The 11,764-nt window shown below is 75.2% G+C and carries 13 protein-coding genes; 9 read left to right on the plus strand and 4 right to left on the minus strand.

The features are described 5' to 3' along the window. Positions 1-129: 129 nt before the first annotated feature. Positions 130-396: a class F sortase gene (locus AB0B41_RS40855; RefSeq protein WP_358212406.1), complete on the plus strand. Its 267-nt coding sequence runs from the start codon at positions 130-132 to the stop codon at positions 394-396. 107 nt (positions 397-503) lie between these two features. Further along, positions 504-1,754 carry an aldehyde dehydrogenase family protein gene (locus tag AB0B41_RS40860; protein ID WP_358212407.1) on the plus strand — a complete coding sequence of 417 codons (1,251 nt, stop codon included), beginning with the start codon at positions 504-506 and terminating at the stop codon, positions 1,752-1,754. 102 nt (positions 1,755-1,856) lie between these two features. On the opposite strand, the gene AB0B41_RS40865 is transcribed toward AB0B41_RS40860, so the two are convergent. After that, a complete protein-coding gene (locus AB0B41_RS40865) occupies positions 1,857-2,162 on the minus strand; it encodes a hypothetical protein (RefSeq protein WP_358212408.1) in 306 nt (101 codons plus the stop codon). A 213-nt stretch (positions 2,163-2,375) separates the two neighbouring features. Between AB0B41_RS40865 and AB0B41_RS40870 the strand changes: the two genes are divergently transcribed. From AB0B41_RS40870 to nudC, 3 genes are read left to right on the plus strand one after another with little or no spacing between them, the layout of a single operon-like run. Next, complete coding sequence (locus AB0B41_RS40870; RefSeq protein WP_358212409.1) at positions 2,376-3,725, plus strand: pitrilysin family protein; 1,350 nt, start codon at positions 2,376-2,378, stop codon at positions 3,723-3,725. Next, positions 3,722-5,101: a pitrilysin family protein gene (locus tag AB0B41_RS40875; protein ID WP_358212410.1), complete on the plus strand. Its 1,380-nt coding sequence runs from the start codon at positions 3,722-3,724 to the stop codon at positions 5,099-5,101. Before AB0B41_RS40870 ends, AB0B41_RS40875 begins: the two co-directional genes overlap by 4 nt. Beyond that, positions 5,098-6,093, plus strand: a complete 996-nt coding sequence (nudC, locus tag AB0B41_RS40880) for an NAD(+) diphosphatase (protein WP_358212411.1) — start codon at positions 5,098-5,100, stop codon at positions 6,091-6,093. Before AB0B41_RS40875 ends, nudC begins: the two co-directional genes overlap by 4 nt. A 73-nt stretch (positions 6,094-6,166) precedes the next feature. Here nudC and AB0B41_RS40885 read toward each other — a convergent pair whose 3' ends face one another. Next, positions 6,167-6,409 carry a mycoredoxin gene (locus AB0B41_RS40885; RefSeq protein WP_358212412.1) on the minus strand — a complete coding sequence of 81 codons (243 nt, stop codon included), beginning with the start codon at positions 6,407-6,409 and terminating at the stop codon, positions 6,167-6,169. Between the two features lie 105 nt (positions 6,410-6,514). Between AB0B41_RS40885 and AB0B41_RS40890 the strand changes: the two genes are divergently transcribed. The 4 genes from AB0B41_RS40890 (at position 6,515) to AB0B41_RS40905 (ending at position 9,939) form a co-directional block, all read left to right on the plus strand. Further along, the gene (locus AB0B41_RS40890; protein WP_358212413.1) at positions 6,515-8,593 is read left to right on the plus strand and encodes an ATP-dependent DNA helicase UvrD2; all 2,079 of its coding nucleotides are present in this window, start codon (positions 6,515-6,517) and stop codon (positions 8,591-8,593) included. Positions 8,594-8,811: 218 nt separating this feature from the next. Continuing rightward, positions 8,812-9,045, plus strand: a complete 234-nt coding sequence (locus tag AB0B41_RS40895; protein ID WP_358212414.1) for a hypothetical protein — start codon at positions 8,812-8,814, stop codon at positions 9,043-9,045. Between the two features lie 181 nt (positions 9,046-9,226). Further along, positions 9,227-9,619: a WhiB family transcriptional regulator gene (locus tag AB0B41_RS40900; protein ID WP_358212418.1), complete on the plus strand. Its 393-nt coding sequence runs from the start codon at positions 9,227-9,229 to the stop codon at positions 9,617-9,619. An 80-nt stretch (positions 9,620-9,699) separates the two neighbouring features. Next, positions 9,700-9,939, plus strand: a complete 240-nt coding sequence (locus AB0B41_RS40905) for a hypothetical protein (RefSeq protein WP_358212415.1) — start codon at positions 9,700-9,702, stop codon at positions 9,937-9,939. A 206-nt stretch (positions 9,940-10,145) separates the two neighbouring features. Here AB0B41_RS40905 and AB0B41_RS40910 read toward each other — a convergent pair whose 3' ends face one another. After that, positions 10,146-11,462, minus strand: a complete 1,317-nt coding sequence (locus AB0B41_RS40910; RefSeq protein WP_358212416.1) for an AarF/ABC1/UbiB kinase family protein — start codon at positions 11,460-11,462, stop codon at positions 10,146-10,148. Next, a partial coding sequence (locus AB0B41_RS40915; protein ID WP_358212417.1) for a hypothetical protein occupies positions 11,459-11,764 on the minus strand: 306 nt, incomplete at its 5' end. The genes AB0B41_RS40910 and AB0B41_RS40915, both read right to left, overlap by 4 nt.

Here is an 11,764-nt window from a genome sequence, read left to right on the forward strand (position 1 = left end):
CGGGCGTGGCGCCGGTGCGCCGCACCATGTCGTCGATCACGGCGCGGGCCTCGGCCTCGCGGCCGGTCCGGGCCAGGTAGAGCGGCGACTCCGGCCTCCGGGACCGGCACCGTCGTGGTCGCGGGGCACGTGGACTCGCGGGTCGCCGGGATCGGGATCCTCGCGGTCCTGCCCGAGCTGGCCGTCGGGGAACCGGTGGTCCTGACCGGCGACGACGGGCGCGCGGTCCGCTACCGGGTCGTCGCGCGACGGGAGTTCGGGAAGGCCGCCCTGCCCGCGGACACCTTCACGCGCACCGGCCCGCCGCGCCTGGTGCTCGTGACCTGCGGCGGCGGCTTCGACCCGGGCACGAGGTCGTACGAGGACAACATCGTCGTCCACGCCGAACCCGTCTGACGCCGAACTCCTCGGGCACGAGCGGGTGGTGGCGGGGCCGCGGTCGGCATCCCGTTCCCGCCGGTGGAGCAGGAATATCCCGGGCGGCCGTGTCGTACGGTTGTCGCGTGAGCGCAGCCGCCGAAGCACCCGAGTTCGCCGCCGTCCGGACCGCCGCCCAGCGCGCGGCCGCGGCCGCCCCGGGAGTGCGGGCGGCGGGCGGCGCCGCGGTCGACGCCGCGCTGCGCACCGCGGCCGGGCTGCTCCGCGAGGAGGCCTCCGCGCTGCTGGCGGCGAACGCGAAGGACGTCGAGGCGGCCACCGCCAACGGTATGGCCGGCGGGCTGCTCGACCGGCTCCGGCTCACCCCGGAGCGGCTCGCCGACATGGCGACGCAGCTCGAGGTGCTGGCCGCGACCCCGGAGCCGCCGGTGGAGCGGTTCGTGCGGAACCTCCCGACCGGTGAGCGCGTCTTCGAGCGCAGCATCCCGGTCGGCGTGATCGGCGCGGTGTTCGAGGCCCGCCCGAACGTGACGATCGACGTCGCCTCCCAGGTCCTCAAGGCCCGCAGCGCCGCCGTCCTGCGCACCGGTGCCGCGGCGCTGGGCAGCGCGACCGCCCTGCTCGAGAAGGTCGTCGCTCCCGCCCTCGCCGCGCACGGCATCCCCGCCGACGCGGTGCAGCTCGTCCCGCTGCCGGGGCACGCCGGCGCCGAGGCGCTGGTCGGGCTGCCGGACCTGGTGCCGCTCGTCGTGGTGCGGGGGAGCGGCGAGGTCACGCGCAAGCTGTCGATGCTGGGCGCCGCCGCGGGCACCCGCGTGCTCGCGCACGCCGACGGCGGCGGCGTGCTGTACCTGGACTCGTCGGCCGAGGAGACCGTCGTCGAGCGGCTGGTGCACGACTCGACCGACCGCCTCGGGGTCTGCAACCGGCTGAACCTGCTGCTCATCGACCGGCCGGTCTACGAGAAGCTGCTGCCCGTCGCGGAGAAGGTGCTGCGGGACCGCGGGATCGCGCTGAGCCTGCCGCCGCACGTGCACGCCCTCGGCCACGAGTGGGCGCTCGACTCCGGGAACGAGGCGCACGTGACGGTCGCGCCCGTCGACGGCGCGGTCGACGCCGCGTTGACCGCCGCGCGCGAGACGTCGGGGCTGGCCGCCTGCGTGTGTGCCGCCGACGAGGCCGTCGCCCACCGCTTCATCGACGCCTACACCGGCACCGGGGTCTTCTGGAACAGCCCGACCCGGCTGCTCGACGGCTACAAGCTGCTCGGCCTCCCCGAGACCGGCATCAACGTCGACCACACCCCGGGCCCCCGCGGCCCGGTCACCTACCCCGACCTGGCCCTCCGCCAGTTCGTGGTGCTGCCCCCGGCGTAGCCGGCCGGGCTCGGCCCTCCCGACCGCTCCGGCGCCTCACGGGGAACGTCGATCGCGCGACACCCCCTGAGGGAGTGCCGCGCGAGACGAACTGCGGGGCGCTCAGTGCGCCCAGGCGTGCTCGTGGCCGTGGGACGAGTGGTCGTCCCAGTCGTCGCACCTGCCGTGGTCCTTGTCGTGGTCCCAGTCGTCGCCGCGCCCGTCGTGGTCCTTGTCCCAGTCGTGGCCGCCGTCGTGGCCGCCGTCGTGGCCGTGTCCGTCGTGGCCGTGGTCCTTGTCCCAGTCGTGGTCGCGGCCGTTCTCGTGGTCCCGGTCCTTGTGACCGTCGTGGTCCCACTTGCCGTCGTGGTCGCGGTCGTCGTGGTCGTTGTGGTGCTTCTCGTCGTACTTGCTGTTCCAGCCGGACATCGGGAGCTCCTCGGGGGCGTCGGGCGGGGGAGCCGGGGTGGTTCCTCCGATGCCGTGAACTGTGCCGGTCGGCGGCCCGCGGAACGATCGTGTGCGCCCCCGCCCGCGATGATCACGACCCCACTCCTCGCCGGGGGACAGCCCCACCCGGCCGGCGGGCGGGGAGGACCGATCGTCCGGCGGACTGTCGGGGTGCGGGGATAGGGTCGGGACGTGCCAGCTCCCGAACTCCACCGGGCCACGCTCCCCAACGGCCTGCGTGTGCTCCTCGCGCCCGACCCGGCCACCCCGGTCGTCGGCGTCGCGGTGCACGTCGACGTCGGCTTCCGGTCCGAGCCCGAGGGGCGCACCGGCTTCGCCCACCTCTTCGAGCACCTGATGTTCCAGGGCAGCGAGAGCCTGGCGAAGCTGGAGCACTTCCGGCAGGTCCAGGGTGCGGGCGGGGTGTTCAACGGCTCGACCCACCAGGACTACACGGACTACTTCGAGGTGCTGCCCGGCGCTGCGCTCGAACGCGCGCTGTTCCTCGAGGCGGACCGGCTGCGGGCCCCGAAGCTCACGGAGGAGAACCTCCGCAACCAGGTGGACGTGGTCAAGGAGGAGATCCGGCTCAACGTCCTGAACCGGCCCTACGGCGGGTTTCCCTGGATCCTGCTGCCGCCCGTCCTCTACGACACCTTCCCCAACGCGCACAACGGCTACGGCGACTTCACCGAGCTCGAGCAGGCCACGCTGGACGACGCGGCGTCCTTCTTCGACACCTACTACGCCCCGGGCAACGCGCAGGTGACCGTGCACGGTGACTTCGCGGCCGCCGGCGGGGTGGACGAGGTGCTGGCACTGGTGGAGAAGCACTTCGGCGACATCCCGGCCCGGCCGACGCCGGCGCGGCCGTCGTTCGGCGAGCCGGTCCCGGGCTCCGAGCGCCGCGGCACGGTGGCCGACGCGCACGCCCCGATGCCCGCGCTGGCCGTCGGGTACCGGGTGCCGGACCCGTCGACGGAGCTCGACGCGTACCTGGGTCACGCCCTGCTCGCCTCCGTCCTCGGCGACGGCGAGGCCGCCCGGCTGCAGCGCCGCCTCGTGCATGCGGACGGCCTGGTCACGGACGTCGGGGCCAGCAACGGGCTGATGGGCGGCCCGCTCGACGCGCGGGACCCGGACACGTTCACGATCACCGCCGTGCACCCGGGAGCCGTCGACCCGGAGCGGGTGCTCGGCGCGATCGACGAGGAGCTGGACAAGCTGGCGGCCGAGGGCCCGAGCGCCGAGGAGCTGGCCCGGCAGTCCGCGCGCTGGGCCGCCTCCCTGCACCACGAGGACGACCGGGTGATGTACCGGATGCTCGGCCTCGGCGCCCGCGAGCTGCTCTACGGCCGCGCCGAGATCGCCCAGGAGCTGCCCGCGCGCATCGCGGCCGTCACCCCGGAGCAGGTCCGGGCCGCCGCGGAGTCCCTGCGCTCGGCCGGTCGGGCCGTGCTGCTGGTCGAGCCGACCGCGGGCGCCGCGCCGGGCAGCGAGGACCCCGCCGAGCTGGCGAACCCCGAGGAGGCCGGCGCATGAGCGCGCCCACCACGCACCGCACCGCCGAGGAGATCGGCCGCACCCCGGCGGGCCCGCGCCCGCTGCCCCCGCTCGGTGCCACGCGCGAGGTCCCGCTGCCCGAGGTCGTCACCGAGACGCTGCCGTCCGGGCTGCGCGTGCTGGCCGTGCACCGGCCGGGCGTGCCGATGGTCGAGATGCGGCTGCGCGTGCCGTTCGCCGCGCCCGGCCCCGTCGCGGACCCGGCGTTCACCGCCCGGGCCGAGCTCCTGGCGTCGGCCATGCTCACCGGCACCGCCACCCACGACCGGGTGGGGATCGACGACGAGCTGGCCGGCGTCGGCGCCGAGCTCGGCGTGGCCGTCGACCCCGAGCGGCTGCTCGTGCACGGCTCGGGGCTGGCGGAGGGGCTGCCGGCGGTGCTCGACGTCCTCGCCGACGTGCTCACCGGCGCGACCTATCCCGAGCCCGAGCTGCTCCGCGAGCGCGAACGGCTCGTCGAGCGCATCTCCGTGGCCCGGGCGCAGCCCCGCACGGTGGCGCGGGAGGCATTGCAGCGCAAGCGGTTCGGCGACCACCCGGTGGCGCTGGAGATGCCCTCGGGCGAGGCGGTCGCGGCCGTCGAACCCGGTGACGTGCGCGCACTGCACGCCGAGGGCGTGGTGCCGCGCGGCTCCACCCTCGTGCTGGTCGGCGAGCTCGACCCCACCGAGGCGATCGCCGCCGTCGGGAAGGTCCTGGGCGGCTGGACGGGCGCGGCGCAGGCCCGCGAACTGGGGTCGCCGCCGATCACCGCGGCCGGCCCGCTGGAGCTGGTGCACCGCCCCGGCTCGGTGCAGTCGCAGCTGCGGCTCACCGCGCCGGCGCTGCGCCGGGACGAGGAGGGCTACGCGGCCTTCCAGCTCGCCAACCTCGTGTTCGGCGGCTACTTCTCCTCCCGCTGGATGGAGAACGTCCGCGAGGACAAGGGCTACACCTACGGCGCCCACTCCGGCACCGAGTTCGTGCCGGGCGGGGCGGTGCTGGGCGTGGAGACGGACGTCGCGAGCGAGGTCACCGCGGCCGCGCTGCTCGAGACCCGCTACGAGCTGGGCCGCATGGTCGCGGTGCCGCCCACCGCGGACGAGATCGAGGCGGCCCGCCGGTACGCGATCGGCTCGCTGCTCATCTCGCTGGACAGCCAGGGCGGTCTCGCGTCCACCCTCGCCGCGCTCGACGCCGCCGGCCTGTCGATCGACTGGCTGCGCGAGCGGCCGGTGCGGCTGGAGGCGGTCACACCCGATCAGGTGGCCGAGGCCGCCCTCGAGTACTTCGCGCCGGAGCGGTTCACCGGCGTCGTCGTGGGCGACGCCGAGGTGATCGGCCCGCGGCTGCGCGCGCTGGGAGGCGTGGAATGACGTTCGAGCTGGTCACCCCGCCCGTCCTCTCCCGGGGCACGGTGGTGCGCGACGAGCCGTTGCGGCTCGACGCGGACCGGCAGAAGGCCACCTGGCCGACCGCCCGCGTGGTCGTCGTCGACGAGAAGGGGCGCACCCCGGTCTCCTGGGATGCCGCGCCGCAGTCCCGCTTCCGGGAGGGCGACGCCGCGGGTTGGGACGCGGCCGCCGGCTCCGGCGCCGTCCTGCGCACCCGGCCCGCCGAGGAGATCGCGCCGGCCCCGCCGGGGGACGCCGTGCTGCTCGGTGAGGCCGAAGGGGTTGCCTACTGGGCGGCCCGCGGCCGGCCGGACCTCGCGGCGGGGGACGACCCGGCGGACTGGGCGGACCTGCGGGCCGTCGGCGCGGAGCTCGACGCCCTCGGCGCGGGCCTGTTCACCGGCGCCGTCGCGGCCCTGAACTGGCACGACACCGCGCGCTTCTGCGCCCGGGACGGCTCGCCGACCCACCCGCACAACGCCGGCTGGGCCCGGCGCTGCGAGGCCCATCAGCACGAGGAGTACCCGCGCACCGACCCGGCGGTCATCTGCCTGGTGCACGACGGCGCCGACCGCGTCCTGCTCGCCCGCCAGCCGGTCTGGCCGCCCGGGCGGTACTCGGTGCTCGCCGGCTTCGTCGAGGCCGGGGAGTCGCTGGAGGCGTGCGTGATGCGCGAGATCCACGAGGAGGTGGGCGTCGAGGTCTCGGAGGTCGGCTACCTCGGCAGCCAGGCCTGGCCCTTCCCGCGGTCGCTGATGGTCGGGTTCCAGGCGGTGGCCGACCCGGACCAGCCGCTGCGGCCGGCCGACGGCGAGATCGAGGAGGCCATCTGGGTCACCCGCGAGGAGCTGCGCGCGGCGATGGACAAGGGCGACTGGGGAGCCCGCGACGAGTCGGACGGCAAGCTCGTCCTGCTCCCCGGCCGGGTGTCGATCGCCAGGTCGATGCTCGACTCGTGGGCGGCGCGGGGCTGAGCGGGCGACCGCACGGCGCCGAGAACGGCGCGACCCCGGCCGGACGGGTCCGGTCGGGGCCGTGCGGCGCGGGTCAGGCCGCGGTGAGCCGCTTCTTCACCTCGGCGAAGCTCGGGTTCGTGGCGGTGGTCTCGTCCGGGAAGAGGACCGTGGGCACCGTCTGGTTGCCGCCGTTGACGCCCTCGACGAACCGTGCCGCGTCGGGGTTCCGGTCGATGTCGATCTCGCGGTACTCGATGCCCGCCTCGTCGAGCTGGAGCTTGAGGCGGCGGCAGAAGCCGCACCACGTCGTCGAGTACATCGTCAGCTTCGCCATGCCCCGTTCAACAGCGGCGACGGGCACGCCGTTCCGCACCCGATTGTGCGGTGGGTCACGCCGCGAGGGTGCGCGGGAACCGTCGGTGGGGTTTGTCAGGATGGGATGGTGACGGCTTCCGTGACGGCTCCGGCCGACCCCGACCGGCTCGACGAGGAACAGCGGGCCGCCGTCACCGCGCCGCGCGGCCCGGTCTGCGTGCTCGCCGGCGCGGGCACCGGGAAGACGCGCACGATCACGCACCGGATCGCCCACCTCGTCGGGCACGGGCACGTGGCGCCCGGGCAGGTCCTGGCCGTCACGTTCACGGCGCGGGCGGCGGGGGAGCTGCGCACCCGCCTCCGCTCGCTCGACGCCGGCGGCGTCCAGGCCCGCACCTTCCACGCGGCCGCCCTGCGGCAGCTGCGTTACTTCTGGCCGCGGGTCGTCGGGGACCGGCAGTGGCAGCTGCTCGAGGGCAAGCTCCGGCTGATCGGCCAGGCCGCGGCGCGCGCCCGGGCGGGCACCGACTCGGACGCGTTGCGCGATCTCGCCACCGAGATCGAGTGGGCCAAGTCCAGCCTGGTCACCCCGGAGAGCTACCCGGCCGAGGTCGCCCGGCTGCGGCGGGACGTCCCGGGCCCGGTCGAGCAGGTCGCGCAGGTCTACGCGGGGTACGAGGCGCTGAAGAACCAGGCCGAGGCCCTCGACTTCGACGACCTGCTGCTGCACGTCGCGGCCGCCCTCGAGGAGCACCGCACGGTCGCCGAGGAGTTCCGCGACCGGTACCGGTGCTTCGTGGTCGACGAGTACCAGGACGTCACCCCGCTGCAGCAGCGGGTGCTCGACGCCTGGCTCGGCGAGCGGGACGACCTCACCGTCGTCGGCGACGCCAACCAGACGATCTACACCTTCGCCGGCGCCTCGCCCCGCTTCCTGCTGGACTTCCCGCGCCGCTTCCCGGAGGCCACCGTCGTCCGGCTCACCCGGGACTACCGCTCCACCCCGCAGATCGTCGCCTGTGCGAACTCGGTGATCGGCGCCGCGCGCGGCCGGGTCGCCGGCAGCCGGCTGCGGCTCGTCGGGCAGCTGCCGCCCGGGCCGGACCCGGACTTCGCCGAGTACGAGGACGAGCCCGCCGAGGCCGCGGCCGTCGCGGCCAAGATCCGCAGGCTGATCGCCGACGGCACCCCGCCCGCCGAGATCGCGGTGCTGTTCCGGATCAACGCGCAGTCGGAGAGCTACGAGCAGGCCCTCACCGAGGCCGGCGTGCCGTACCAGGTGCGCGGCGGCGAGCGCTTCTTCACCCGCGCCGAGGTGCGGCGGGCGATGATCGCGCTGCGCACCGCCCCGCCGTTGCCCGAGGGGATGGACCTGGTCACCGCGGTGCGCCGGGTGCTCGGGACGGTCGGGCTCACGGACGAGCCGCCCGCGGGCACGGCCATGCGGGCCCAGTGGGAGTCGCTGTTGGCGCTGGTGGGGCTGGCCGAGGAGCTGGCGGCGGTCGAGCCGCAGGCGGACCTGCGCCGCTTCTCCGCCGAGCTCGAGACGCGGGCGGACGCGTCGCACCCGCCGGTGGTCCAGGGCGTCACGCTGGCGTCCCTGCACGCCGCCAAGGGCCTGGAGTGGGACGTCGTGTTCCTCGTCGGGCTGGTCGACGGGACCCTCCCGATCCAGCACGCCGAGGGGGACGAGTCCGCGATCGAGGAGGAGCGCCGGCTCCTCTACGTCGGCGTGACCCGGGCCCGGCGGGTGCTGCGGATGTCGTGGGCGCTCGCGCGCGCCGCGGGCCGCGGCCGGCAGCGCCGCCGTAGCCGCTTCCTGTACGGGCTGATCCCCGAGGAGCACCCGGCCTCGCGCGTCGCGCAGGGCGACCGCCGCCGGTCGGGCGGGCCGAAGCCGCGCTGCCGGGTGTGCGGGGAGCCGCTGATCGGCACCACCGCGCTGAAGCTGCAGCGGTGCGGGGCGTGCCCGTCGGACGTGGACACCGAGCTCCTCGAGCGGCTGCGCGACTGGCGCGGTGAGGTGGCCAGACGGCAGGGCGTGCCGTCCTACGTGATCTTCACGGACGCGACCCTCACCGCGATCGCCGAGCAGCGCCCGGCCGACGCCGCCGCGCTCGTCGGGATCCCCGGGATCGGGGCCCGCAAGCTCGACCGGTACGGGGGCGAGGTCCTCGCGCTGGTCAGCGACTCGGGCGCCTGACCGCCCACCGCAGCGGGGGTGGCGGCACGGGTCATGGCCGGTGATCCCGGGGCGAACGATCGACGACGCCCGGGTGGACCGGAAACTGCTTCTCGAATCAACGGATTAATTCTGTTGTGCGCGTCGGGGCGCCCCTTCTAGTCTCACATGCACGGACGGAGCAACGCCCCGTCCTTCCGCACGGAACCGCGCCGAGCAGCCGGAGAGGAGGCGCCGCCATGGAGATCTTCGCGATGACGACCGGGACGACCGGGACGCCGCGTGCGATCGCGCCCGCCGGTGCCTCCACCCGCCTCGGTGTCGCGCCGTCCCTCCGCCGCCCGCGCGGCGGTTGGCCGTTCGCCGCGTTCCGCGTCGTCACCGAGAAGCAGGTGCCGCAGGTCGCGGTCATCGCCGATCACAACTGGACAGGTGTGTCCGTTCCGAACGGGCTGTGCCGACGAAGGTCGTAGCAGCCCAGCCGGCCGTCGAGTTTCGGGGCCGCGGAACCCACACCAGGGATCCGCGGCCCTTTTTCGTGTCCCCACCCGGGACACGTCCGTCCATCCATCCACCACCGAAGGAAGCGAAACACCCACCACACCAGGAGGTAGTGCGGTGCTAGTCAGATCCACCCCGTGCGACGGCGGGGCGATCAGGCACGAGTACGGCGGCGGCGACACCGCTCCCGACCTCGGCGGTCTGCTCAGCGAGACCCCCGAGTCCGGTCTGGACCTGCCCTGCCGGCAGGGCGACGCGGACCTGTGGTTCGCCGAGGCCCCGGCCGAGCTGGAGAAGGCGAAGGCGCTCTGCGAGAGCTGCCCGATCCGGATCGAGTGCCTCGCGGGCGCGCTGTCCCGCGAGGAGCCCTGGGGCGTGTGGGGCGGCGAGATCTTCGAACGAGGAGTCGTCGTCCCGCGCAAGCGCCCGAGGGGCCGACCCAGCAAGGCGGACCTCGCCCGTGACCGGGCCTGGGCCGAGGCCCACCAGAAGGCCCAGGAGCGGGCCCGGCAGATGGCCGCCACGGCCGCCCGGCCCTGCGCCTGACCGATCGAGAACCACCCGTCCGACAGACCGGCGCCCGATCCCTTCCCCCGGGGCGGCGTCCCATCAGAGGAGACAGTCCGATGACCGATCTCGTGATCCGCACCGACCGACCGGCCCACGGCGTGCGACACCGCGTCGACGCCCAGGGCACCGCGATGTTGGTGATGAACGAAGCCCTGGCCCGATCGCGACAGCAAGAAGCGGAGGAGGCCGCGCGCGACCACCGGCTCGCGCGTCGGCTCTCCGCGGGCCGGCGCTGGGACCGGTTGGCGGCCTACGCCGCCCGCCGGGCCGCGCGCGCCCGCGCCGCCTCCGGCTGAGTCGCGGGAGGGCACCGCGGTGCACGTCCGCCGGGACCCCGTCCGCCGCACCGGACCGGGCCCGGCGACGGGTGACGCCCCGCCGCCCTCGCTCGCCACGACGGCCGCCGCGCGTCCCGCCGCGGTTCCTGACGCCCGCCCCGGGAGCTACCTCCGGGGCGGGCGTCATGCGTCCGGATCCGGGCCGGCGCCGTCGGTGCGGCTGGTCAGCTGGCCGCGAACAGCTCGGGCTGCCAGCGGCCGACGATGCCCCGCAGCGGGACCTCCGCCTCGAGCTGGCACAGCACCCCGAGCGTGCCGAGGGTGACCCGGTGCACCAGCAGGTACTGCGGCGGCAGGTTCAGCGCACGCCCGGTGTCGAACTCGGGCCGCCGCAGGTCGCCGACACGCTCGGCCTGCTTCTGCAGCCAGGCCCGCGTGAACCGGAAGCTCTCGGTGTGCAGGGGCTCGGTGAACGGCGCCAGGTAGGCCAGCGCCTCCTCCGCGGTGAGCTCGGTCCCGGGGCGCACGAAGTCCTCGTCCCGCAGCAGCTGCAGCAGGTCGGCGGGCCGGTTCTCCAGGGCGAACTTCGTCATGACGGTCAGCGGTGCCGGCAGTCCCTCGGGGAGCCGCGCGACCGCCCCGAAGTCGACGACGAGCAGCCGGCCGTCGTCGAGGACCTGGAAGTTGCCGGGGTGCGGGTCGGAGTGCAGCAGGTGCAGCCGGTAGGGCGCGGAGTAGTGGAACCCCGCGAGCCGCGCGCCCGCGTGGTCGCGCTCCTCCTGGGTGCCCGAGCGGATCACGTCGGACAGCCGGCGCCCGGTGACCCACTCGCTCACCATCGCCCGCGGCGCCGACGCCACGACCTTCGGCACCCGGATCTCGGGATCGCCGTCGTACTCGGCGGCGAAGGCCCGCTGGTTGTCGGCCTCGTCCCGGTAGTCGAGCTCCTCGACCATCCGCTCCTGCAGCTCGGTGATCAGCGGCTTGATCTCCATGCCGGGCGCCAGCGGCTGCAACAGGCGGCTCATCCGGGACAGCTGGCGCAGGTCGGACCGCAGGGCCTCCTCCGCGCCCGGGTACTGGACCTTGACGGCGACCTCCCGGCCGTCGCGCCACACGCCGCGGTGCACCTGGCCGATGCTCGCCGCCGCGGCGGGTTCCTCGTCGAAGTCCTGGAACCGCGACCGCCAGTTGCGCCCGAACTGCTCGGCCAGCATCCGGTGCACGTCGGCCGGCGGCATCGGCGGGGCCGCGCTCTGCAGCTTGGTCAACGCCTCGCGGTACGGGCCGGCGAGCTCCTCGGGCACCGCGGCCTCGAAGATGCTCAGCGCCTGGCCGAACTTCATCGCGCCGCCCTTGAGCTCGCCCAGGACCGCGAAGAGCTGCTCGGCGCTCTTGGCCATCATCTGCGCGGAGATCTGGTCACGGTCGCCACCGGCGAGCCGCCGGCCCCATCCGGCGGCGGCGCGTCCGGCGACCCCGAGCGGCAGGCTGGCCAGCTTGGCCGTGCGGGAGGAGGTGCGGCGGGGGATGTCGCTCACCTCATGATTGTCTCCCGCCGTGCCGCCGGCCCGCACGTCGCGCCGACCTCCGCGGCGCACGTGGGGGAGGTCTCCGTCACACCCGCCCTCACGCCGGCTGCCACAGGCGCCTTTCCTGGCGCGATCCGCGGTGCCGGGACCGGTGCCGCCCGCGGGCTCGCGCCGCAGTGGCAGTCGGGGTGCGCCCGCCAGGGCCGCCGGTGCAGGCCGCCGCCGTGCACGGCGTCGAGCTTCGAGAGCCGCTGCCAGGAGTGGTAGGCGAACATCGCCCAGTTCCAGCCCAGCTTGCCCGCGGGCACGGC

The sequence above is a fragment of the Pseudonocardia sp. NPDC049154 genome (assembly GCF_040648315.1).
Lineage (GTDB): Bacteria > Actinomycetota > Actinomycetes > Mycobacteriales > Pseudonocardiaceae > Pseudonocardia.

What these genes read in the sequence shown, in the direction of transcription:
- AB0B41_RS40865 (WP_358212408.1), bottom strand. Translation starts at nt 2,162, where the DNA reads ATGTCCGGCTGGAACAGCAAGTACGACGAGAAGCACCACAACGACCAC.
- AB0B41_RS40875 (WP_358212410.1), top strand. Translation starts at nt 3,722, where the DNA reads ATGAGCGCGCCCACCACGCACCGCACCGCCGAGGAGATCGGCCGCACC.
- nudC (WP_358212411.1), top strand. Translation starts at nt 5,098, where the DNA reads ATGACGTTCGAGCTGGTCACCCCGCCCGTCCTCTCCCGGGGCACGGTG.
- AB0B41_RS40885 (WP_358212412.1), bottom strand. Translation starts at nt 6,409, where the DNA reads ATGGCGAAGCTGACGATGTACTCGACGACGTGGTGCGGCTTCTGCCGC.
- AB0B41_RS40890 (WP_358212413.1), top strand. Translation starts at nt 6,515, where the DNA reads ATGGTGACGGCTTCCGTGACGGCTCCGGCCGACCCCGACCGGCTCGAC.
- AB0B41_RS40895 (WP_358212414.1), top strand. Translation starts at nt 8,812, where the DNA reads ATGGAGATCTTCGCGATGACGACCGGGACGACCGGGACGCCGCGTGCG.
- AB0B41_RS40905 (WP_358212415.1), top strand. Translation starts at nt 9,700, where the DNA reads ATGACCGATCTCGTGATCCGCACCGACCGACCGGCCCACGGCGTGCGA.